Source organism: Granulicella sp. S156 (genome assembly GCF_009766105.1).
GTDB lineage: Bacteria > Acidobacteriota > Terriglobia > Terriglobales > Acidobacteriaceae > Granulicella.
The window spans coordinates 113,908-135,395 of the sequence record NZ_LMUH01000009.1 but is presented as its reverse complement, the minus strand read 5'-3'; the positions used below and the strand labels follow the sequence as shown (position 1 = coordinate 135,395).

The following is a 21,488-nucleotide window of genomic DNA, read 5'->3' as shown; positions in this document are numbered from 1 at the left end:
GATTACAAAATATAGCGGCTCAGATCCTGGTTCTTCACGATGTCGGCTACCTGCTGCTGCACGTACTCTCGCTCGACGCGCAGAACGCGCTGCGTGCCTTTGTCTGTTGTGCGTTCGATCAGCTGCGGCACAGGCTTTGTTCCGTCTGCAGGCTGGACTGCCTTTACGAGGTCCGGAGCCTGGAAGCTGATCTCGTCCAACACGCGCTCCATGATGGTGTGCAGACGCCGCGCACCGATGTTCTCGGTTGTCTCGTTCACACGAAAGGCGAAGTTCGCCATCTCTTCGAGCGCCTCGGGAGCGAACTCCAACGTCAGTCCTTCGGTTTCGAGCAAGGCCGTTGCCTGCTTTACCAGCGACGCGCGGGGCTCGGTGAGGATACGCAGGAAGTCAGCCACCGTCAGCGGCAGCAACTCTACGCGAATCGGAAAGCGCCCTTGCAGCTCCGGGATGAGATCGCTCGGCTTAGAGACGTGGAACGCTCCGGCGGCGATGAAGAGGATATGGTCGGTCGCAACCATGCCGTACTTGGTATTGACGGTCGTCCCTTCGACGATGGGGAGGATATCGCGCTGCACGCCCTCGCGGCTGATGTCGGGCCCGTGCCCGCCTTCGCGCCCGGCGATCTTGTCGATCTCGTCGAGAAAGACCATGCCCGAGTCCTCGACGCGTTCAATCGCGAGACGCGTGACCTGGTCCATGTCGAGCAAGCGGCCCTCTTCTTCCTGTACGAGGTAGTCGAAGGCATCGGCGACCTTCATGGGGCGCTTGCGGGTGCGCTGACCGAACATGCCGGAGAGCATCTCCTTCATGCCGCTTGATTCCATGTCCTCCGGAGGCTGGTTGCTGATGAACTCGATCTGCGGCATGTTGCGGTCGCGGGCTTCGATCTCCACCATGCGGTCGTCGAGGCGGCCCTCGCGAAACTGCTGGCGGAGCCGGTCCTTTTCGCGGGCGCGTTCCGCGTCGGTCTTCGGCACTACGACCAGCCCGGGAGACGCATCCTTTGCGGCTGCCTCTGCAGGTTTGGGTGGTCCCTCTTCAACACCGCTTTTTAGCACCAGGGCGGGTAGGGGCTCTCCTTCAACTGTCAGGACGAGCCTGGGCGTGGCAGGACCTGCTTCCGCGGATGGCGAACTTGCTGATCCCTGCTGCAACAGCAGATCAATCAGGCGATCTTCAGCAGCAATCTCGGCACGATCTTCAATCTCGTCGAGCTTTTCCTCGCGCACCATGTCGATGCCGATCTCGACGAGGTCGCGCACCATCGACTCCACATCACGCCCAACGTAGCCGACCTCGGTAAACTTCGAAGCCTCAATCTTGAGAAACGGTGAGTTGGTGAGTTTGGCCAGCCGCCGCGCGATCTCGGTCTTGCCCACGCCTGTCGAGCCGATCATGAGGATGTTCTTCGGCATGATCTCTTCCGCAAGATCGGGGGGGAGCTTCTGCCGGCGCGATCTGTTTCTCAGCGCAATAGCCACCGCACGTTTGGCCGCGGCCTGGCCGACGACATACTTGTCGAGCTCGGCCACGATCTCGCGCGGCGTCATCTCGTCGAGCGCGAGTGCCTGGTCTTCAGCCGTTCCGGGAAGGTAAATTGCCATAATTCGAGGGTTCTTCTTTCTTCCTTACAAAACTTTTAGATAATGGAGACGCCAATCCCCTGCAGTGCGAGTGAGTTACGAAGCCGCTCCGCCTCCTGGGGATCGACGCCGGTCATTACGACTGCAGGCATACTTTCCACCAGATTCCTGGCTGAGACTAAATCGAGGTCCGGACGCAACCGCCGGATCGCATTGATCGCATCGATTGTATTGCGCGCGCTCACGATCGACACAATGCACGGCCCGGACGGTGAGGCCGCAGACAAACCTGCCTCCGCCGAAACAGCCTCCGTCTGGCGGATAGCAGTACGCAACCGATCATAGAACGAACGAAGTGCCGTCAGCTCGGGACGCTCTTCCGCCGCAGGCTTCTCAGTGCTGGGTATGGCTTCATAAACAAACTGGATAAGAAACGTCGGATAAACAGAATCGTTGACGTTGACACGCAGTCCAACGTGACGCATTGACTCGGAGTTTATCTCTGCCGCAGCCGGTCGCGATAGCAACGCAGTAGAAGGACTGCCAACCTCTTCTGTACGGCTCACACGCGCGAGCGTCGTCCCATTGCTTACGATCTCGGCGGAGCTGATCTGCGCAAAGTCATACACTCCCATGCTCGTACCCGTAGAAGAAGAACCACCACGTCCACTGAGTGCGACACGTTTTTTCGTGGGGTCGAGCGCGATATAGCTTTGGTCGACACGGGAGAAGAAGACATTCTCCGCGCCATACTCCTGCTGTAGCCTGCGGAGACGGCGTGCGGCGCCGTGGCGCGCCATCAAGTAGGCCACGACACAAAACAGGGCAACAGAGACTATCGACACAGTAAAATCGGACATACAGCGTACCTGGGCGTGACTACGGTTGTGGCGGTGCAACATTCGATTGCACCAGCAGCTTCACATCACTAATGATCTGAGTGATCGCATCCGAAAATGCGGCGTCGCGGTTCTTCTTGCGAAACGCTCCGTTGATCTCCTCGGCAAAACCCCACAGCGAGACGCGTCCGCGGGAGTCGGAGATGCCCAGCCGAATCTGTGGATTGCTGAGGCCCGGCGAGTCAACAAACCGGATCGCGAAGATCACATCCGCATCTTTAGGATCGGCGACGAGCTGATATCGCCCCCACTCCTGCATCCCCTGAAAGAACTCGTTGTACGCACGCTCCGGGCCGCCGCTATAGGTCGAAGGAAACGAGCTGACATCCCCCAGTTCAAACGAGATGAACGCCTTCTTGCCCTGCAAAATCGGCGCGGGTACCGGCGCTGCGGACGAGTTCACCGGTGCAGCCTTGCGCTGCGCTGTCAGGGAGGGAGAAAAAGCAGCCGTGCCAAGGACAGCTCCGGCTAAAAGGACGTATTTGGCGAGACGCAACATGAAATCTCCTGTCATTCAGCATTCGCTCCGGCCAGCAGACTACTCCGCTGCCTTCAGCTCTTCGATCGTTACGCTCTGGTTCGAATAGATGCAGATCTCAGCAGCAATCTTCATGCTGCGTTCGACAATCTCGCGCGCCGTCATCGGCGTGTTTTCCATCAAGGCCGTCGCCGCAGCCAGCGCGAAGCTTCCGCCCGAGCCGATGGTCGCGATCAGGCCGTCGCCCACTGCATCGGGTTCGATGACGTCGCCATCGCCGCTCAGCAGGAACATCTGCTTCGTGTCGGCGACGATCAGCAGAGCCTGCAACTGGCGCAACAGCTTGTCGGTGCGCCAGTCCTTGGCAAGTTCCACGGCGGAACGGCCGAGATTGCCGCCGTACTGCTCCAGCTTGGCCTCGAAACGGGTGAAGAGCGAGAACGCATCGGCCGTCGAACCGGCAAAGCCGGCGAGAATCTTCTCGTTGTAGAGGCGGCGAATCTTCTTCGCCGAGTGCTTCATGACTGTAGATCCGAGGGTGACCTGCCCGTCGGCGGCCATCACCATCGAGTCCCCTCGCTTCACGCAGATCACCGTCGTAGACCGCACACGGCGGCCCTCGCCAAGGTCGAGCGGGTGGCCGGTTACAACGTCTGGTTTTGCACTGTTCTTTCGCATAGTTCGCACAGGGCAGTATATCGCCGCGTGGGTGTTGGCCTTTTTCTGGTGGGCCTTACCTCGCCGGAAGTAGGGGTGATATGAGCGAAAAACGGGAGAAAACAGGTTCGCTCGCTCCGCTCGGAATGACAACCAGAAAAACAAAGACAAAAACAGCGGCAGGGACGAACCATACTTGGCTCACCTTTCACCCGTAAGACAGGTCTCTACGCTATCCTTTCCCCAAGCCCGTGAAGCCCTATCTCCATGACCTCGTGCACGTTTTCGATGGCCGTGAGCCCCGCCTGATCGGTGGGGTTGCCGCAGGAGCCCTCGTTGTTTTAGGCATCTGCTGGTGGTTCATCCGCCGACTTCGACCTTCGGCCGATGAACTTGAACGCCGCCGCTGCGAAAGTATCTCCATGAATGGCCGCATCACCGACGGCTATCTCGTGGACGCTCGGTCGCTCGACGGCGAAGAAAGCCTTTCCCCGACACCCGAGGTCCTGTTCTATAGCTATCGCCTCGCTGGGGTGACCTATAACTGCGCCCAGGATGTCTCGCGCCTGCCCGAGCGGGTGCGCGGCTTCCGGCTCGATCAGGCGGTGCAGGTGCGCTACGACCCGCGTAACCCCGGCAACAGTATTCTGGTCTCTGAAAGCTGGAGCGGGCTGTGGCTGCGGCAAAGCAGTACTGAGCCGAAAGAGCAGCAGCACCACGACTAGAGCCTTGCGATTCGGCAGGATCGAATCATTACCCGCACATTCTCACCTCGAGCGGAGCATAACGGTTACCGGTGTGTAGTGGAGAGGTCTGCAGTTTGTTTGTGCTGGCAATAGTGCCTGCGCGGTCAACCTGCAGGTCTCTCCACTACGGCAGCAAAGAACGCCGCCTTCGGTCGAGATGACAATGTTAGGGTGATTTGTACGAAAAGCACCTATCCCTACTTTGCCTCGCTTGCCTTGCGCGCAGCCTCGAACTCATCGCCGGCCTTCCACTCCACCGTATGGGGTGCGTGGATCACCTGCCAGCCTAGATCGATCCCAAACCGCACCAACTTAGCGTCGCCTCGGAAGTCCCAGTTGGGGTCAAAGTTGTCGCTGAAGTTGTGATAGTGGTTGTCGTTGTAGTCCTTCTCCTGGGCGACACCCCAGGCGCGGTCGTGGCCCTCGTACAAGGTGCCCCCATCGACCGAGAACGCCGGTATACCTACCCGCGAGAGGCTGAAATGGTCGCTGCGATAGTAGCTGCCGGCCTCGGGCCGCGGATCCGGAACGATGGCCAGGCCGAAGCGCTTCGCCGTCGCCTGCACCTCGGGGAAGAATGTCGTGCGCTGCGCGCCGTTGACATTAATCTCCTGCTGGATACCGATCGGGAGCAGCATGTCGTAGTTGATGTCGAGAGAGATCTGCGAGGAAGGCACCGGCGGATGCTGGCCTAGATACTCCGAGCCGAGCAAACCCTGCTCCTCCGCTGTGACCGCTGCGATGATTACCGAGTGCGGCAGCTCGCTGGGAGGAACCTGCTTCCAGGCGCGTGCCATCTCCAGGATCATAGCGACGCCGGTTCCGTTGTCCGCAGCGCCGTTGTAGATGTTATCGCCAGGCATTCCCGGTACGAAGCCGAGATGGTCGTAGTGTGCCGTGTAAAGTACCGCCTGATCGGGCTTGCCGCTCGCTTTGTTCTGGCCCTGCAGTATCGCCACAACATTCGGGCTCTGGAAGGGACGCACGGTGCTGGTCACCGTTGCCTTCAGGCGCACCGGAAGCTCTACCGCATGAAATCCGCGCTGTCCCGCAGCCGCAAACTCTTTGTCGATATCGAGCCCGCTCATCGCGAACAGTTTGCGGGCGACTTCAAGCTGGATCCAGCTGGCAGCCTGCAGGCGGGGATTGGCGTCGTCACGAAGCGCGGTGCGCTCGCCGGAGTTCGAGTTCTTCACTACGTCCCAGCCATAGCTGGCGAGATCGGTGCGATGGATAATCAGCGCGCCGACGGCGCCCTTTCGGGCGGCTTGCTCAAACTTGTAGGTCCAACGACCGTAGTACGTCAGCGCTTTGCCCGCGAAGAACTTTGGATCGTCCGAAGGAGGATCGCCGACGATGCAGAGAATCACCTTGCCCTTCACGTCAACGCCCGCATAGTCGTCCCAGTTGAACTCAGGGGCGGTCGCGCCATACCCGACGAAGACGATAGGAGCGTCGATCTTGGTCACCGGCGTCAGTGTCTGGTTCGTAACGACGAAGTCGGCGCCAAAGTTTAGTAAGAGCGCCTTGCCCTTCTCTGGTTCCAGGGTGAATGTCGTCTCCGCCGGCTTCGCTTTCATGCCGACGAAGTTCACCTGCTGGAAGAACGTGCCATCATCGCCAGCAGGCGTCAGGCCTTCAAGTGCAAACTGCGTAGCAATATACTTCGCCGCAAGCTCGCCGCCGCGCAGCCCTGGATAGCGTCCCTCGAGTAGATCATCGGAGATAAACTTGTCCTGCTCACGCATGCGATCCGCGCTAACTGACTTCTCCGCCGCACTGAGTGGGCCCGTCAAGTTCGCACTCTGGCTCAACATCTTGCCTGCGCTTGCGCCAGCTGCTATCAGCAGCAACGCCGTCTTCATCCAATGCTTTGTCATCCTTGTTTTCCTTTAGGAGATCGTTCAACTCAGGGCTTCGTTGTCAGTATAGGCGGCGCTCCGGGTGCCGAGGAGGGGGTACCCAGATTTGGGGACGTCATCACACCCAATCGTTGCAACACCTTTCGGGCGAGCCCCGTCAGCGGCATCTCGCGCAGCTTCGCAACCGGCGTCCACACAAGATCGCTCGCAGCAGCAGGAATCGTGTCACGCAGCTTGCTCTCTGCAAATACCTGCACGTCGTAGTTTGTGTTGGTGATCGCGTGTCGCACCCGCAGCACTGGATCATATTCAGCAACCGCATCCATCGGTAGCGGTGGGAGTTCCAGCATGCCCGGCATCAGCGAAGCCTCTGCCGCACGCCTCTCCAACAGAACTTTTTCGCCGCGCCGTAGCAGCAGATACGCCACACTGCGGCTCTTCTGCTTAGCTCTCGCAGGCGTTGCGTGCTCACCTCGTGTCCTGCAGATCTCAACTACGGGACATTGAAGACAGAGCGGCGATTTCGGCGTGCAGATCGTCGCACCCAGTTCCATCATGGCCTGGTTATGATCTCCCGGCGGATTTCCGATCCCGCGCTTTGCCGCAGACGGGACCAGCGCCTGCGCCGCTCGGGTTACTCGGGCACGGCCTTTTGTAGAGCGTTCTTCGGGCAATCCCATAAGGCGCAACAGCACGCGTTCGACGTTGCCATCCACTACGGCGACGCTCTCGCCGAAGGCTATGCTCGCAATTGCCGCAGCCGTATAGTCGCCAACACCCGGCAACGCCTTCAACTCCGCTGCGGTGGTGGGCATTTTGCCTTGCAACTCGCCCACCACAAACTGCGCTCCGCGATGCAACATGCGAGCTCGACGGTAGTAGCCCAATCCGCTCCACAGCGCGAGAACGTCGTTCTCCTCAGCTGCAGCCAGTGCCTGAAGATTTGGAAAACGCTGAAGGAACTCGCGATAACGGTCGATCACCGTGGCCACGCGGGTCTGCTGCAGCATGATCTCCGATAGCCACGTCGCATAAGGATCGTCGATCCCGCGCCAGGGCAATGCACGCGCATGTTCGCGATACCAGCCAAGCAACTGCCGGCGAAACTCGATACCAGGTATTTCAACATCGTGCGCGGGCCCGGTCTTAGCAACAGCCTGTTTCATCGACTTAGTCTACTTGCCACGCCGAGCTCTTTTCATACTTCCAGTTCCGCGACTTGCCCTCGGCGATCCACTCCAATGCCGTTGCAATCCGTTTGTCACGCGTCTCCTCGCGCTTGGCCTCGGCGATCCATTCGGAGTACTCACGACGGCAACTCGGACTCATGGCCTCGAATTTCTTCGCCGCAGCTTTATTCTTCTTGAGCGCGGCTGTCAGTGCTTCCGGCACATCTACTGGTAGCTTGGCGACCCTGGGCCGCATTGACAGCGACTTCGTGCGCACGCCCTCGTCGATCATCTTTGCCGCCTGCTTCACATAGCTCACCAGCTTCTTACGTGGAGGCAGGTTCTTCAGCGAGGCTATGCGTCCAAACGTCCCCATGCCTTCACTCGACGCTATGCCCTCGGCGCGCAGTATCTCCGCAATCTCCGTACCCCACAGCCCGAAGCTGCAATGCTCCTTGAACGCCGAGATGTTGCCCAGGATAACGCCTCGATACATGAAGAAGGGACGCGACCACTTCATCGCCTCCTCCACGTCAGGGGCGGCCTCATGCACGATCTCGCGCAAATGGATGAGTATCGGTTGCGCGAAGGGAGCGGACTTCGCAATGTAGGCGTCGACAGCTGCATTCACAGTGGGCATGGGAGAAATAGTAAGCCAAATACTGGAGTTCGTGGACTACTAAATCCGTTCAACCCAGCATGGCGTCTGGCCGTATCCGTGTTCGTCTCGCTACACTTCCCAGCAACCCAGGCCAGACCCGCACCGCCGATTCCACCAGGGTCCGCCGAGGCTCACTGACGATGGCTCGCGACACCACCGTCGCCAGAGACACCTGCTGAGACAGTTCTCTATGCAGTTGCTGCTGAAAATTCTCGGCTGTCGCACCCTGTAGATACATCCCAGCAGCGAGCCGTCCGCTGTGCAGAGCGATCGACATACCGTCGCCGGTAAAAGAAGGAATCACCGCCGCCTGATCGCCCAACACCCAGGCTCCGTCGGAACGCTCGCGGACGAAACCATATGGAATCGCGGAGATCGCCAGTGGCTTTGCCAATAAAGGCGTCGCGCCCTGTAGCCGCTGTTTCAAATGCGAGCAATCCCGCTGCATCGCCGTAAGCAGGTGCTCCCATCGTGCCCCCATACGGAGGTACTCAGCGCGCTTCACCAGACCGCACAGGTTCACCGCACCATCCTCAACCGGCAGCATCCCCGCATAGCCGTTGCGATAGAGGTTCAGCTCCACATGGCCTTCAAGAGCCGCCGCCTGCTCGGGTGCCAGACGCCAGTACATCTTGAAGGCAATCAAGTCTCCCTGACGGCCTGCAGGCCGCGGCCGCTCGCGCAGATCGTGCTTGCCGGTAGCGAGAAACACCGTATTCGCCACGACCGTAGCCCCATCGGCAAGCCGCACCGACCAGCCTTCGTCTGCACGATCGAACGACAACACGCGCCTTCCCCGCAATACGGTGGCTCCAGCGCGTTCGGCAAGCTGCAAAAGTTCTTCATCGAGCTTGCGACGTGTCAGCGCTCTTGAAGCAAACGGCAGTGGCACCTCGCTGACGCCGAATCGTCCTGCCAGGCGCACAGCGTTGATCGGCACAGCACCGAGTGTCGCGACCTCCACACCGAGAGCACGCAGATAAACGAGTGCCTCCTGGCTAAGAAATTCGCCGCAGACTTTATGGTGCGCCTGCGATTCTTTTTCGAGGAGCACAACGCTGCGGCCGGCCTGCGCGAGCGTAATGGCAGCGGCAGAACCCGCGAGCCCACCACCCACGATCACCCCTTCATACGTGTTCACCGCAGCCTGCCCACGCACAGACGCCCGGGAAAGCGACGCTCTATCTGCACGGAAGCACGGTCGAGGCCGGCTGCAGCGATCATGCGGTGCCAATCGTCCTCGCGAAAGCTGCGGCGAATGGAGACTGGCCCGTCGTGCTGCACAAAACGATGCCAGCGGATTGCCTTTGCAAGCACGGTGAAGAGGCGGAACGGTGTTCGCTCGCGACAAAGATCGTTGATGAACCACCCGTGCCTAGCAATTGAGTCCATCCACTCGAGGAAGTGCACGATCTCCGGCTCGGGAAGGTGATGCGTGAAAAGAGAACTCAGCACGATATCGATTCCGTCCGGAGGAGCGTATGAGAATGCATCTCCGGTGATCCATTCAATGCCGTTATCGCTGGACGAGAACTCACGCGCCACGCGTGCTGCATACGGATTCAGATCAATGCCCGTCAGAACAGTCGCCACACCGCGACGCGTGGCCCATGCGGCGATGTGACGCAGCATATCGCCGCCACCACAACCCACATCGACGATGTGCAGCGGTTTTGAGGTTGGCTGCACTGCAATCAAGTGATCCAGAAAACGCAGTGTCGGCCGATACGCCAGCGTGAGGCGGTTTACCTGCGCGAGATCAGCGAGGCACTCGCGAAAGTCCTCATAGGAACAAGGCTCGTCCATCCACTCCGGCAGATCTTCCGGCGCGGTGCGATGAGTGAAGTCGATGGATGATGGCTTAGGCTGCATGGAACAACATGGTCTCCGCCGTAAGCCCGGGGCCGAAGGCCATCGCGCAGCCTTTTTGTCCCGATTCCGCGGTCTGCATGAGCCGTTCGAGCACAAACATTACCGTCGCCGATGACATATTCCCAAAGCGTTCCAACACCTCGCGTGAGGCATCGAGCGCGCACTTGGGCAGCGCAAGGCCAAACTGCACAGCATCGAGCACCGACTTGCCGCCCGGATGCACACCCCACAGTGCGATGCTCTCCTTGCAATGCTGCTCCAGCACGTCACTGCTGCTCGTATGCAATGCCCTGCCGATCTCGCCCGGCACCTTGCCTGAAAGCAGCATGTCGAATCCACCGCCGCGAATGCGCCATGTAATCAGGTCTCGCGTTGCGGGGATCAGCACGGAGCGAAAACTGTCCATCGCAAAACCCGTCTCCTCCGCAGAGATGAGTGCTGCTGCACAGCCGTCGCCGAAGACCAGAAAGGAGAGGACCTGTTCCAAGTCCTCGGTCTCCTGCAGGTGCAAGGTGCAGAGTTCGAGGTTGAGCATCAGGACTTTGGACTTCGGCTCGGACCGCACGATGTGGCGGGCCTGCTTGAGCCCGTTGATCGCCGCATAACAGCCCATAAAGCCGATCATCGTGCGCTCGACCGAGGTGTCGAGCCCGAGGTGGTCGACGATATCGAAGTCGAGCCCCGGTGCGTATAGCCCGGTGCAGGACGTTACGATGACGTGGGTAATACCGCTGCGTTCTTCGTTGTTCAGTGCCAGCTTGTCGAGTGTTTGCTGCGCCAGCCGTGGCGCGAGGCGCTCGAATATCTGCATGCGCTTTGCCGTATCGGGGAAGCTGCCGCGCGTATAGAACTCATTCGCGTCCACAGCAAACTCGTCGCTGGCGCCATTGAGCGTGAGGACTGAATACCGATGCTCGATGCCCGATCGTACCGCCATGCGCCTAAATAGAGATTGAACCCGAGGAGCGTCGGAGTTCGTCGCTTCGCCGAGCATCTGGTCAGCATAGGCGACGAACGCGTTATGCACATCGTCGTTGGGTACAGCAGTGGCGATGCGGTTGATGTACGCCTGGGTCACGAAGCCTCCGGTTACCTATAGTGCTTATTTAGGATGCACCATTGGCCACGGAGCAGACGTTTGCGCCCGGTCTTGAGTTTGTCATTCTTTTGTCGAGTGCTTGTTATTTACCCTGGCCGGCTCCGGTGGAGACGATTTATTGCAAGAACGGCAGGGCTGCCGCCAGAAACTCCGCAGGCTTTTCAAGCGACGGCGCATGGCCGCACTCGGGGACGATCACGAGTCTGGCGTTTGGGATCTTCGCGGCATAGTCGCGGCCATCGGCAAGCGGAACGACAGCGTCGTTCCCGCCCCAGACTACGAGCGTCGGTATCGTGATGCCCTGCAGCTTATCACCTACGGTCTCAATCGCCACCTTCGGATTGTTCCAGAGCAGGCGTTGCGTGCTGCCGTCGTTTGCCTTGAGCTTGATCTCAAAGTTCTGCCGGATAAACTCCTCGGTCACGCGCGATTTGTCGTAGAAGATGAACGCGACACCGGCTGCATCCGCTAACGAACCCGCGACGGGGATCGGGGTTAAGGATTTGAGGGCGGTGTGTCCCGCGGCGTCTTCGAGGATCAGCTTCTCCGGCTTCGGTAGAGCGTACTTGCCGGTGTTACCGGGGCTCAGGGCCTGGATCGTGTAGGCCGCAGAGATCCAGCCACCAAGCGACTCACCCGCAAGAGCGAAGTGGTCCACCTTGAGCGTGCTTAGGAACTCGCCGAGAAAATCGACGTAGGTCTGGATGCTGTAGTCGATGAAAGGCTTGTCGGATGCGCCAAAGCCAATCTGGTCGAGCGCGATCACGCGATGTGTCTTCGCGAGAGGCATGATGACGTTGCCCCAGTCGAACATGGCCTGGCTGGCGAAGCCGTGGACCAGAACTACCGTGGGGCCTGTGCCTGTGTCGTAGTAGACGATCTTCTGGCCGAAGATCAGCGTGGATTTTTGTGGTGGCAAAACGCCGGGCTTGACCAACAAAGGTGCCTGCGCCTGGAGAGATCGCATACCGATCATCAGCAGAAGCACGGCACCAAAAGAGCACAACCAAAGATGACTACGGCGCATTACGAATCTCCATGGGGATCGGGTGCAAAAGACATAAAAGCACATATCGTGCCTTTTCCTCTAGTTAGATCATTAGGTCATGATGTCTTTAACGACATGGCCTGAGACGTCGGTGAGGCGATAGTCGCGGCCAGCGTGGCGGTAGGTCAGCTTCTTGTGGTCGAGCCCCATCAGGGCCAGGATGGTCGCGTGGAAGTCATGGATGTCGCAGGGGTTCTCGGCGATGTCATAGCCGTAGTCGTCCGAGGCCCCGTAGGTGATGCCGCTCTTTACGCCTGCGCCGGCCAGCCAGGAGGAGTAGGCCTTGGACCAGTGCGTGCGACCGGCTTCATCCGGCGAGCCGTCTCCCGGCTTGCGTCCGAACTCGGTTGTCCAGACAACCAGTGTGTCTTCCAACATGCCGCGGGATTTGAGGTCCTTCAGCAGACCGGCGATGGGCTGATCGACCTTGCGGGCCTGGGTGGCGTGCATCTTGATGTCGAGGTGCGAGTCCCAGTTGTTGTATTTATCCGAGCCTGTATCGATGAGTTCGACGAAGCGCACACCGCGCTCGGCGAGGCGGCGTGCCATGAGGCACTGCCAGCCAAAGCCCTTCTTGGTGTCGCGCGTGATGCCGTAGAGCGCGAGTGTTGCGTCTGACTCTTTGGTGATGTCGAAGACGTCGGGGGCTTCCTTCTGCATGCCGGCGGCGGTCTCGAAGGTCTTGATGCGCGCGGCCAGTGTCTTGTCGCCATCGTGTTCGGCAAGGTTGCGCTGATTGAAGAAGTTGATGAGACCGAGATCCATCTCCTGGATATCCAGGGAACTCTGGCGTGTCATGTTAGGAATGGCTTCCTGCCCGGGGATCACCCGAATGCCTTGATGACATGCGGGAAGAAAGCTGGAGTCCCAACAGGAGGCTCCGCCGTAGGGAATCTCCGGAGCGAGCACCATGTAGGACGGCAGCTCCTGATTCACGGTGCCGAGGCCATAGCTCATCCACGAACCGATGCTCGGACGGGCATCAACCGTGGACCCGCCATGAATCTGCATGACGGCCTGGGTGTGGTTCGGGATGTCGTTCTTCATGGAGCGGATGACGCAGATGTCATCCATCATGCCGCCGACGTGAGGAAAGAGCTCGCTTACCTCGGTACCGCATTTGGCGTAGCGATTGAACTTCCATGGTGAGGCCTTGAGGAAGTCCTGTTGATAGAGCTGGCGGTGGGCCGCCGTGAGCTTCGGCTTGGGATCGAAAGTATCGACGTGCGAGACGCCTCCGCTCATGTAGAGGAAGATGACGCGTTTGGCTTTGGCGGGAAACATTGGCGCACGGGGCGCGAGCGGATTGTCAGCGGCAGAGTGGGCCGGGGATACGGTCTCGGCCATCATCTCGTGGAGCATGCCGGGCAGGATCAGCGAGGCGCTGGCGAGGGACTGGATGAAGGTGCGGCGTGATTGCGGTCTGCGATGTGACATAGGACTTGCCTCCGCTACTCGATGAACATGAACTCGTTGCTGGAAAACATGACCTGGAACAGGTGAGAGAGCGACTTCTGGTGGGCGATGTCAGGAGCATCGCCACGGGCCACATACGTCTCGCTCATCTGCTGGATGAACTGCATTGAACGCGCACGCTCTGCCTTTTCGGGAAGCCGGTTGTAGATGAGGAGGAATGCACGGTCGAGGCGGGTTTCATCGGTCAGCTTGCCGTCATCCAGCAGCTCGGCGAGATGGTCCGCGCAGCGCTTCGGGAAGGCGGAGTTCATGAAGTAGAGCGCCTGTAGCGGCGTGAGGCTGCTGCTGCGCTGATCGGTGCTGGCGTTGGCGTCCGCACCGTCGAAGAGCGTCATGTAGGGGTGCTTCACGCTTCGCTGCACCATCATGTAGACCGTGCGATGGTCGTTCTCGTACTTCGCGAGTTCGGGCACGAAGGGATTCTGCTCTTCCCAGTTCCACTCGGACTGCGGAGGAAAGGGATGCAGGCCAGCCGGACTTCGGTCCAGCAGTTGCGAGTCGGCGAGCAGGGAGTCGCGGATCTCCTCCGCATCGAGACGCATTCTGGTGTGCCGCCAGAGGTAGAGATTGTCGGGGTCGATCTCATCGTTCGCCGCGATGTCCGCCGTAGAGAGGCGATAGGCATGCGAGAGCACCATCTCCCGTTGCATGGCTTTGATCGACCATCCCTTCTGGATGAGCTCCGTCGCGAGAAAGTCCAGCAATGCCTGATTGCTGGGAGGGAGGCCGCGGTTGCCGAAGTTGTTGGGCGTCGCGACGATGCCGCGGCCGAAGTGGCCCTGCCAGAGCCGGTTGACGAGAACGCGCGCGGTAAGCGGATTGTCTTTGCTGGCTATCCAGTTGGCTAACTCAAGCCGTCCGCTGCCTTTGCTGTCCGGCGGCAGAGATGACCCGCCGAGCACCTGCAGAAACCCGCGCGGAACCTCATCGCCAAGATTGGTTGGGTCTCCGTGCAGTTGTATCTGGGCCTGCAGGGGCTTGCCTTCGCTTACGGCATAGGCAGTCTCGGGAAAGACAGGAGCGCGTGCATAGAGATTCATGCGCCGCCTCTCAAGCTGTGGCAACAGATCGTCATACGTACCGGGGAGCTCGAGCACTGCGGAGATAGCCCCTTCAATCGGCTTCAACTGGGCCTGAAAGGCCTCGATATCGGGACGCTGCAGTGCGCTGGGGTCGCGGTAGACAAACTCCTTCTGGTAGCGGACGCCATCATCGCCTGCCTTCGGGAAGTGCGTGCTCTTTAGAATGCCGGCGAGTGCGTAGTAGTCCGAGGTCGGGATGGGATCGAACTTGTGGTCGTGGCAGCGAGCGCAGGCTACGGTCACTCCCAGGAAGGCGTAGCCGAGGTTGTCGACGGCATCAGGAATCTGCGCGTTGTCGTTGGTGGAAGCGCCTGCGAGGTATCCGGTCGCGATGGTGCTCTTCCAATGAGCTTCTTCGGTTGCGGCAGGCAGCAGGTCACCGGCGATCTGCTCTTTGATGAAGCGATCGTAGGGCTTGTCTTCGTTGAAGGCCTCGATGACGTAGTCGCGATATTTGGAGACCTGTGGAACGGGAAAGTCGCCGCCGCCGCCGGTGGTATCGGCATAGCGAACGACGTCGAGCCAGATGCGACCCCAGCGTTCGCCGTAGGACTTGGAAGCGAGCAGGCGATCGACGATGTGCTCGTACGCCTGGGGAGACTTGTCAGCTGTGAAGGCTTCGACTTCGGCGGCTGTGGGCGGAAGTCCGGTGAGGTCATAGGTGACGCGGCGAATCAACGTGCGCTTGTCCGCGTCTGCGCCGACCTTGAGTTTCTTCTCTTCGAGATTGGCCAGGATGAAACGGTCGATGTCGTTCTCTGCCCACTTGGACTGCACGACTGGAACGGCGGGACGGACGGGTGGCCTGAACGACCAGAAGTTGCGCTGGGCCTCCGTCACTTTTTCGGTAGCCGAGGTAGAAGCGCTCTCCGGCCAGATCAGGCCGTCTTTGATCCATTGGTCGAGCGAGGCAACCTGTTCCGGCTTGAGCATGAGGCGTGGAGGCATCTGCAAGCGGCTGTCGCCGTAGTGGACGGCGGAGCTGAGCATGCTGGTCTCCGGATGACCGGGGACGACGACAGCACCATCTTTTCCGCCCTGCAGCAAAGCTTTGCGCGAGTCCAGGCGGAGGCCGCCCTTAGCCGCGCTAGCGTGGCAGGAATAACATTTGCCCACGAGAATCGGCCGCACACTGGTCTCGAAGAACTGTTCCTGCTCGGCAACAAGTTGCGGCGAAGCTGGACCGGCGGGAGATGTCGACACTAGCGAGGTTGCAGGTTGAGACGGTACTGGAGTTACCGCTGGAGTCTTGGCTGGCGTAGCAGGGCTCGGCTCGATCGATGTTGAGCTTTCCTTGATCCAGCGGTCAATGACGGCTATATCGTCGTCGGCGAGCTTGGCCTTGGGAGGCATCTGCAAGGAGGTGTCGTCGTAGTGAATGGCTTTCGCCAACATGCTTTTGGTGGGATCGCCGGGAACCATCACGACGCCGTCTTCGCCGCCCTTCATCAGGAGAGCGAAGGAGTCCAGCTTGAGGCCACCGGCGTGGCCGCCGTTCACGTGACAGCCGCTACAACTTCTATCGAAGATAGGTTTTACCGTCTGCTCGTAGGAGACTTCGGCAGAGACGGGTGGGACAGGACTCTGCGCGAGTGCGGGCGGCAGGATTGTCGAAAATCCTATGACGCTACAAAAGACGGTTGTCGCAATGCCTCGTGCAAACCGTGCTGCCATGCCTTTGACCTCGTAAAACGGAGCATCCGCCTGAATAGCAGAAATCAGTAATGAAACGGGAAAGCGCAAAAAGCTCAGAGAAATGTGGGGAAAAGGAGGTTCCAGATACCGCAAAGGCGCTGCACGCAAAATATCTGTGATCCTCATGGAATCAGAGGAGCGGTGTAAAGTCCAATCATTTCTCTGGATCGAGTGATCGCATTTTCCGATTAGCTCGCCGGGGTGCTTCACGCTACTCTCGAAGCATGCGAGCCGAACTACAAACGTCCGGAGGTGCATTTTCATTGGACCGCCGACGCTTTCTACAGCTAGGAGGGTTAGCTGGATTGGCCGGGCTCTCGGGCTGTCGACGATCGCGCGGCGATGGGCTCGTGTGGGCCCTGGGATGGCTTCCCGATGTGGAATACGGCAACCTTTGGGTGGGGATGGACAAAGGCTACTTTCGGCAGGAGGGTGTTCGAGTTGGCTATCTGCCGGGTGGGCCGAATGCGCCACAGCCAGTCGTCGTAGTTGCTGCGCAACAGGCTTCGCTGGGCGACGCAGAGTGGCTTCCCTTTCTCGATGCCGTAGCGCAGGACAACGATTTCGTCATCGTGGCTTCGCAGTTTCCTATTCTGCCCACCGGACTGATCTCGCTGCCGAAGCGGCCGATGCTGAAACCAGCCGATCTTGTAGGCGGGCGTTTTCTGGTGCAGGGACCGAGCGAGCGCAATGAGCTGGACGCTACCTTTCGCATCAATCACCTGCCGATGGATTACAAGTTGATTCCCGTCGGCTTCTCACCCGAGGCGCTGCTGAATGGAGAGGGCGACGCGTACTTCTGCTACGTAACCAATCAGCCGACGATGCTCGAGAACATGGGGCTGCGGCAGGGGAAGGACTTCTTCGTCACAAAGATCTACGACCTGGGCTACAAGGTTCCTTCTTCCCTTCTCTTTGTGGATCGCGTAACACTGACCACGAAGCGGCGGCAGATCGTGGGGTTCCTGAAGGGCCTGCTGCGGGCGCGCGCGGACAGTCTCGTCGATCCCACTATCGCCGCGAGGCTGGCCGTTGAAAAATACGGTGGCGATCTGGGATTGGACTTGAAACAGCAGGTCACGTTGAACCGGCTGCAGATGCCGCTGCAAGTCGAGGCGGGTGCAACGATTCCGTTCTGGTTCCAGAAGCAGGGCATTGCCAACATGTATGCAGTGGCAGCCGTGACAGGGAGAACGAATCTGCCTTCTCCAGAGCGCATGGTCGATTTGAGTTTGCTGGAAGAGGCTTATCGAAGTGTTGCAGAAGACCGCCGTGGGTGAAACGGATCATGCGGGTACGAAGATCGGAAGCAACGCGGACACGGGCAGGGGCGGTCGCCCTTCGGGCGATACCCCACCCTTTGCCATCAAATCTTTTGCTACTTCACAAAATTGTGCAGCAAAGGATGGGGCACCCGGTGTTGGTGACAGGATGGAGATGAGATGAGCGAAGAAAAACAAGCGGTGAGTCTTTTGATTACGGGAGCAGACGTTGTCTGCTTCGATGACCGGGACACGCTGGTGCGCGATGGAGCGATTGCGGTTGATGGAGATTCGATCGTCTGGATCGGGGCGGCGAGCGATGCCGCTGAGAAGTTTGCGGCGACGGAGACGATCCGCGCGCCGGGCATGATTGCGATGCCGGGCTTTATCGATTGCCATGTACATACCGCGCAGCAGTTCCTGCACGGCAAGCTGCCGTCGATTCGCCGCAAAGGCGAGCTGCGCAGCCCGATGTGGCAGCGCTATCTGATTCCCTTTGAGAGCGGCCTCGAACCGGAGGATGTGTATTGCAGCGGCGTCGCCGCCTATGCTGCCATGATCCGCAGCGGAACGACCTGCTTTCTGGAAGCGGGCGGACCGTTCCCCGATGAGATGGGCAGAGCTGCCGACGAGATCGGCATTCGCGGCAGAATTGCGATGTCCACCATGGACACTGTGGACGACCTGCCGCCGCAGTCGCGCATGGATACCCAGGACGCTCTGCGGCGAAGCGAAGAGCTGGTGTTGCGGTGGAAGGACCATCCACGAGTGAATACGTGGCTCTCCCTGCGCCAGCTCATGGTGAACACCGAGGCGCTGCGGCTGGGGATGCACGAGATGTCGCATGCGCTCGATACGCCGATCCATACGCACCTGGCGGAGGGAACCTACGAGGTAGACTTCGCGATCAAGCAGTGGAGTATGCGCTCGGCGGAGTATCTGGAACGCATCGGCTGTCTCGACCACTATGTGCATGGGGCGCACTCGGTGCTGTTGAGTTTGAATGAACTGGATCTGTATGCGGAGCGAGACGTCTCCGCCTGCCATTGCGCGTTGAACAACTACACGATGGGAACGCCGCGACTGCTAGAGATGATGCGGCGTGGGATTCGGGTGGGTCTGGGCACCGATGGTGCTGCGACGCGAGCGAGCCTGGACATGTTCCAGGTGATGCACGGGGCGGTGCTTGGACAACAGGCCGTAGCGGGTACGCCGTACCATGTCGACCCGCCTGTAACGCACGAGCAGATGCTCAAACAGGCTCTGCGCGGAGGCGCGCGGGCAGCGCGGCTGGAGCATGCGGTGGGCAGCCTGGAGGTGGGAAAGAAGGCCGATATCGTTCTGGTTGCGACCGATGATTATGACCAGTTCCCTAACTATGATCCGGTGATTACGCTTGCAGAGAGTGCCGTGGGCAGGGATGTCAGGACGGTGGTTATCGATGGCCGGGTCGTCTTGAAGGATGGTGAATTGTTGACGCTCGACCTGGGGCCGATGCGCGAACGCGTTGGGCGGCAGTATCAGACTTTGATGTCGCGGTTCGACCGCGCGATCGGATAGTCCTTGAGCACGATTGAACTGAAGGACGTGAGCAAAGAGTTCCGGATCAACCGGGAGCGTAGCGTGCTGGCCCTAAGCGCGATGGACCTTACGATTCGCGAGGGTGAGTTCGTCGCGCTGCTGGGACCTTCCGGCTGCGGCAAGAGCACGATCCTGCATCTGGTCGCGGGACTGGATGAGCCTTCGACCGGAACGGTCACTGTGGACGGCCTGCCGCCACGGCAGTTGCAGGCGAAGCAGCAGCTCGGCATTGCGTTTCAGGAACACGCGCTTCTGCCCTGGCGAACCGTGGAGGGCAACCTGGAGTTGCCGTTCCAGATTGCAGGACGTACGTCGGATCGCGAGCACATTGCGGGTTTGATTGAGCTTGTGGGGCTGAAGGGATTCGAGTCCGCACGGCCGAGCCAGCTCTCGGGTGGCATGCGGCAGCGTGTGTCGATTGCCCGTGCGTTATGCCTGAATCCGAAACTGCTGCTGCTCGACGAGCCGTTCGGTGCGCTCGATGCCGTTACGCGCCGCTTCATGAATCTTGAGTTGCAGCGCATCTGGCAGGAGAAGCAGATCACCACGATCCTCGTGACTCATACCGTGGAGGAGGCTATCTTTCTGGCCGATCGCGTGCTGGTGATGAGCGGCCGTCCGGGGCGGATCATCCGCGAGTTGCAAGTACCCTTTCCACGGCCGCGTGCTGTCGAGACCATGCGACAAGAGTTGTTTCATCAACTGGTCGATGACCTTACGTTGAGCCTGGAACCGTGATGCGATACGCCGAGCGAAACAACGGTGGAGTGCAACGCGCGCTGTATCAGGCGTGCGGATTTCTTCTGCTGCTTGCAGCGTGGCAGATCGCCGGCAAGGCTGGAATGGGCGGCAAGACATTGCCTGCTCTTAGCGATGTTCTACGCGTGTACACCATAGGCTGGCGTCGCGCGTTGCTGCTGCGTGCGGCGGTGACTACGGTATCCTCCGCAGGCATTGGGTTGCTGCTGGGTGCGGCGCTGGGTTGCGTTACGGCGCTGACGGCACAACTGTTGCCCGTTCTCGAACCGGGGCTTGATCGCCTGGCGGTTGTGGTCAATGCACTGCCCGCCATCGCGCTGGGGCCGGTGCTGATTATTACGGTAGGCAGAGAGGCTACGCCCGCGCTGCTGGCGGCGATTCCTGTCTTCTTTCTTATCTATGTAGCCGCGACTTCGGGACTGCAATCCGCCGACCAGAGGCTGGGGCAGTTCTTCAAGGCGAGCGGTGCAAGCTGGTGGACTCGCTTCCTCTATCTCGATGCCATCTCCGCGCTGCCTGCGCTGCTGAACGGTATGAAGCTGGCAGTAACGACTGCCATGATCGGCGCGGTCGTTGGCGAGTGGTTCGGTGCGCCTACGGGGTTGGGCATTGTGATTTTGAATACGATGCAGAACTTCCAGATCCCGCTGATGTGGGCTGCGGTGCTGGTGGTGGCGGGTATCTCGCTGACAGGCTATGGAGTGATTGGGCTGTTGCAGAGTGCCGTAGAACGGAGGATGGCATGATCCTCCGCTTTCTGAAAAAATCATGGGCTGTGATTCTGCTTCTGCTGCTCTGGCAGATTGGAGTGATGACGACGAACTACAACAGCATCGTGGTCGTCTCGCCGCTCTCTGTGTTGCAGGACCTCACGATGCATGCGCCGGTTTATATTGTGCCTGCCTTGTGGACCACGGGCTTCGCGCTGGGAGGTTTGTTGCTCGGAATGCTGGCAGGGCTTGTGCTGGCGGTGATTTGCTGGACCTCGAAGATCTTGTCCGGGCTATTGCAATCTTCGGCACTGCTGCTGACGGCGACGCCTATCGTCTGCCTGATCCCGATTCTTGCGCGCCTGTTCGGCTATCAGAGCAGGACAGAGCTGCTGACGGTCGCGATCATGACCTTCTTTCCCAGCTTCGTCTATGCAGGGTCTGGACTGCGCCGTCTGCCGCAACGGTCGCAGGAGTTGTTCGCTGCACTGCATGCTTCGCGATGGAAGCGGCTGGTGCTGCTGGCGCTCCCCGCAGCGGTGCCTGAGTTGGCCGTCGCGCTTCGTGTGGGCACTGCGTACAGCATTCTGGTGACGGTAGTGGCTGAGTTCCTGATGCAGACTGGCGGACTGGGAGATATGTTCGCTGTGACGATGCAGCAGTTCAATCTGCATCGTGCGCTGGGAGCCAGCGTGATTGCGATGGCGCTGTCGACGGCGTTGTATGAGGCCAGCAGCGCGCTGGAGAAACGGGTTCGGCTGCGGTTTGCGTGAGACTTGCCAACACATGAGAAAACTTTGACGCAAAGTTCGCGAAGAAAAGAGCCAAGTTTCGCTACGGCTGCAG

At 59.7% G+C, this 21,488-nt stretch carries 19 protein-coding genes; 6 read left to right on the top strand and 13 right to left on the bottom strand.

Annotated features, from left to right (window positions below; genetic code table 11):
• Positions 1 to 2 precede the first annotated feature (2 nt).
• Genes hslU through hslV form a run of 4 tightly spaced genes read right to left on the bottom strand, consistent with a single transcriptional unit; the run spans position 3 to position 3,641 of the window.
• Complete coding sequence (hslU, locus tag GSQ91_RS08165) at positions 3 to 1,607, bottom strand: ATP-dependent protease ATPase subunit HslU (protein ID WP_158820958.1); 1,605 nt, start codon at positions 1,605 to 1,607, stop codon at positions 3 to 5.
• A gap of 35 nt (positions 1,608 to 1,642) precedes the next feature.
• Entirely contained in the window at positions 1,643 to 2,446 is an 804-nt protein-coding gene (locus GSQ91_RS08160; protein ID WP_158820956.1) for a ribosomal protein L7/L12, read from the bottom strand.
• Positions 2,447 to 2,465: 19 nt separating this feature from the next.
• Complete coding sequence (locus tag GSQ91_RS08155) at positions 2,466 to 2,984, bottom strand: hypothetical protein (protein ID WP_158820954.1); 519 nt, start codon at positions 2,982 to 2,984, stop codon at positions 2,466 to 2,468.
• Positions 2,985 to 3,023: 39 nt separating this feature from the next.
• Positions 3,024 to 3,641, bottom strand: coding sequence for an ATP-dependent protease subunit HslV (gene hslV / locus GSQ91_RS08150; protein ID WP_158820953.1), 618 nt, complete (start codon positions 3,639 to 3,641; stop codon positions 3,024 to 3,026).
• Positions 3,642 to 3,895: 254 nt separating this feature from the next.
• On the opposite strand from hslV, the gene GSQ91_RS08145 reads away from it, so the two are divergent.
• Entirely contained in the window at positions 3,896 to 4,345 is a 450-nt protein-coding gene (locus GSQ91_RS08145) for a DUF3592 domain-containing protein (protein ID WP_158820951.1), read from the top strand.
• A gap of 218 nt (positions 4,346 to 4,563) precedes the next feature.
• On the opposite strand, the gene GSQ91_RS08140 is transcribed toward GSQ91_RS08145, so the two are convergent.
• The 9 genes from GSQ91_RS08140 to GSQ91_RS08100 form a co-directional block, all read right to left on the bottom strand.
• Positions 4,564 to 6,246, bottom strand: a complete 1,683-nt coding sequence (locus GSQ91_RS08140) for a M28 family peptidase (RefSeq protein ID WP_158820949.1) — start codon at positions 6,244 to 6,246, stop codon at positions 4,564 to 4,566.
• 29 nt (positions 6,247 to 6,275) lie between these two features.
• Positions 6,276 to 7,394, bottom strand: coding sequence for an A/G-specific adenine glycosylase (locus GSQ91_RS08135; RefSeq protein WP_158820947.1), 1,119 nt, complete (start codon positions 7,392 to 7,394; stop codon positions 6,276 to 6,278).
• Positions 7,395 to 7,398: 4 nt separating this feature from the next.
• A complete protein-coding gene (locus tag GSQ91_RS08130; RefSeq protein WP_158820945.1) occupies positions 7,399 to 8,037 on the bottom strand; it encodes a YdeI/OmpD-associated family protein in 639 nt (212 codons plus the stop codon).
• Between the two features lie 49 nt (positions 8,038 to 8,086).
• Entirely contained in the window at positions 8,087 to 9,199 is a 1,113-nt protein-coding gene (locus GSQ91_RS08125; RefSeq protein WP_158820943.1) for an NAD(P)/FAD-dependent oxidoreductase, read from the bottom strand.
• Positions 9,196 to 9,930 (bottom strand): methyltransferase domain-containing protein, encoded by a 735-nt coding sequence (locus tag GSQ91_RS08120; RefSeq protein WP_254064423.1) that lies wholly within the window; start codon positions 9,928 to 9,930, stop codon positions 9,196 to 9,198. Before GSQ91_RS08120 ends, GSQ91_RS08125 begins: the two co-directional genes overlap by 4 nt.
• Positions 9,920 to 11,008: a type III polyketide synthase gene (locus GSQ91_RS08115; protein WP_158820941.1), complete on the bottom strand. Its 1,089-nt coding sequence runs from the start codon at positions 11,006 to 11,008 to the stop codon at positions 9,920 to 9,922. Before GSQ91_RS08115 ends, GSQ91_RS08120 begins: the two co-directional genes overlap by 11 nt.
• A gap of 136 nt (positions 11,009 to 11,144) precedes the next feature.
• Positions 11,145 to 12,056 (bottom strand): alpha/beta fold hydrolase, encoded by a 912-nt coding sequence (locus GSQ91_RS08110; protein ID WP_158820939.1) that lies wholly within the window; start codon positions 12,054 to 12,056, stop codon positions 11,145 to 11,147.
• 72 nt (positions 12,057 to 12,128) lie between these two features.
• Positions 12,129 to 13,514 carry a DUF1501 domain-containing protein gene (locus GSQ91_RS08105; protein WP_158820937.1) on the bottom strand — a complete coding sequence of 462 codons (1,386 nt, stop codon included), beginning with the start codon at positions 13,512 to 13,514 and terminating at the stop codon, positions 12,129 to 12,131.
• 14 nt (positions 13,515 to 13,528) lie between these two features.
• The gene (locus tag GSQ91_RS08100) at positions 13,529 to 16,309 is read right to left on the bottom strand and encodes a PSD1 and planctomycete cytochrome C domain-containing protein (RefSeq protein ID WP_158820935.1); all 2,781 of its coding nucleotides are present in this window, start codon (positions 16,307 to 16,309) and stop codon (positions 13,529 to 13,531) included.
• A gap of 326 nt (positions 16,310 to 16,635) precedes the next feature.
• Here GSQ91_RS08100 and GSQ91_RS08095 point away from each other — a divergent pair, with 326 nt between their 5' ends.
• The 5 genes from GSQ91_RS08095 to GSQ91_RS08075 all read left to right on the top strand — a co-directional run bounded on the left by GSQ91_RS08095 (position 16,636) and on the right by GSQ91_RS08075 (position 21,415).
• Positions 16,636 to 17,610, top strand: coding sequence for an ABC transporter substrate-binding protein (locus tag GSQ91_RS08095; RefSeq protein ID WP_158820933.1), 975 nt, complete (start codon positions 16,636 to 16,638; stop codon positions 17,608 to 17,610).
• Positions 17,611 to 17,772: 162 nt separating this feature from the next.
• A complete protein-coding gene (locus GSQ91_RS08090; RefSeq protein ID WP_158820931.1) occupies positions 17,773 to 19,152 on the top strand; it encodes an amidohydrolase family protein in 1,380 nt (459 codons plus the stop codon).
• 3 nt (positions 19,153 to 19,155) lie between these two features.
• The gene (locus tag GSQ91_RS08085; RefSeq protein ID WP_158820929.1) at positions 19,156 to 19,911 is read left to right on the top strand and encodes an ABC transporter ATP-binding protein; all 756 of its coding nucleotides are present in this window, start codon (positions 19,156 to 19,158) and stop codon (positions 19,909 to 19,911) included.
• A complete protein-coding gene (locus GSQ91_RS08080) occupies positions 19,911 to 20,678 on the top strand; it encodes an ABC transporter permease (protein WP_158820927.1) in 768 nt (255 codons plus the stop codon). The genes GSQ91_RS08085 and GSQ91_RS08080 overlap by 1 nt, the downstream gene beginning before the upstream one ends.
• On the top strand, positions 20,675 to 21,415 hold the full coding sequence (locus GSQ91_RS08075; protein WP_158820925.1) for an ABC transporter permease: 741 nt from the start codon (positions 20,675 to 20,677) through the stop codon (positions 21,413 to 21,415). Before GSQ91_RS08080 ends, GSQ91_RS08075 begins: the two co-directional genes overlap by 4 nt.
• Positions 21,416 to 21,488: the final 73 nt, after the last annotated feature.

Bases quoted from the DNA above. Each gene is read 5' to 3' on its own strand.
- GSQ91_RS08100 (WP_158820935.1), bottom strand. From the start codon at position 16,309: ATGGCAGCACGGTTTGCACGAGGCATTGCGACAACCGTCTTTTGTAGC.
- GSQ91_RS08105 (WP_158820937.1), bottom strand. From the start codon at position 13,514: ATGTCACATCGCAGACCGCAATCACGCCGCACCTTCATCCAGTCCCTC.
- GSQ91_RS08130 (WP_158820945.1), bottom strand. From the start codon at position 8,037: ATGCCCACTGTGAATGCAGCTGTCGACGCCTACATTGCGAAGTCCGCT.
- GSQ91_RS08140 (WP_158820949.1), bottom strand. From the start codon at position 6,246: ATGACAAAGCATTGGATGAAGACGGCGTTGCTGCTGATAGCAGCTGGC.
- GSQ91_RS08090 (WP_158820931.1), top strand. From the start codon at position 17,773: ATGAGCGAAGAAAAACAAGCGGTGAGTCTTTTGATTACGGGAGCAGAC.
- GSQ91_RS08160 (WP_158820956.1), bottom strand. From the start codon at position 2,446: ATGTCCGATTTTACTGTGTCGATAGTCTCTGTTGCCCTGTTTTGTGTC.
- GSQ91_RS08075 (WP_158820925.1), top strand. From the start codon at position 20,675: ATGATCCTCCGCTTTCTGAAAAAATCATGGGCTGTGATTCTGCTTCTG.
- GSQ91_RS08080 (WP_158820927.1), top strand. From the start codon at position 19,911: ATGCGATACGCCGAGCGAAACAACGGTGGAGTGCAACGCGCGCTGTAT.
- GSQ91_RS08135 (WP_158820947.1), bottom strand. From the start codon at position 7,394: ATGAAACAGGCTGTTGCTAAGACCGGGCCCGCGCACGATGTTGAAATA.
- hslU (WP_158820958.1), bottom strand. From the start codon at position 1,607: ATGGCAATTTACCTTCCCGGAACGGCTGAAGACCAGGCACTCGCGCTC.
- GSQ91_RS08120 (WP_254064423.1), bottom strand. From the start codon at position 9,930: ATGCAGCCTAAGCCATCATCCATCGACTTCACTCATCGCACCGCGCCG.
- GSQ91_RS08110 (WP_158820939.1), bottom strand. From the start codon at position 12,056: ATGCGCCGTAGTCATCTTTGGTTGTGCTCTTTTGGTGCCGTGCTTCTG.
- GSQ91_RS08155 (WP_158820954.1), bottom strand. From the start codon at position 2,984: ATGTTGCGTCTCGCCAAATACGTCCTTTTAGCCGGAGCTGTCCTTGGC.
- hslV (WP_158820953.1), bottom strand. From the start codon at position 3,641: ATGCGAAAGAACAGTGCAAAACCAGACGTTGTAACCGGCCACCCGCTC.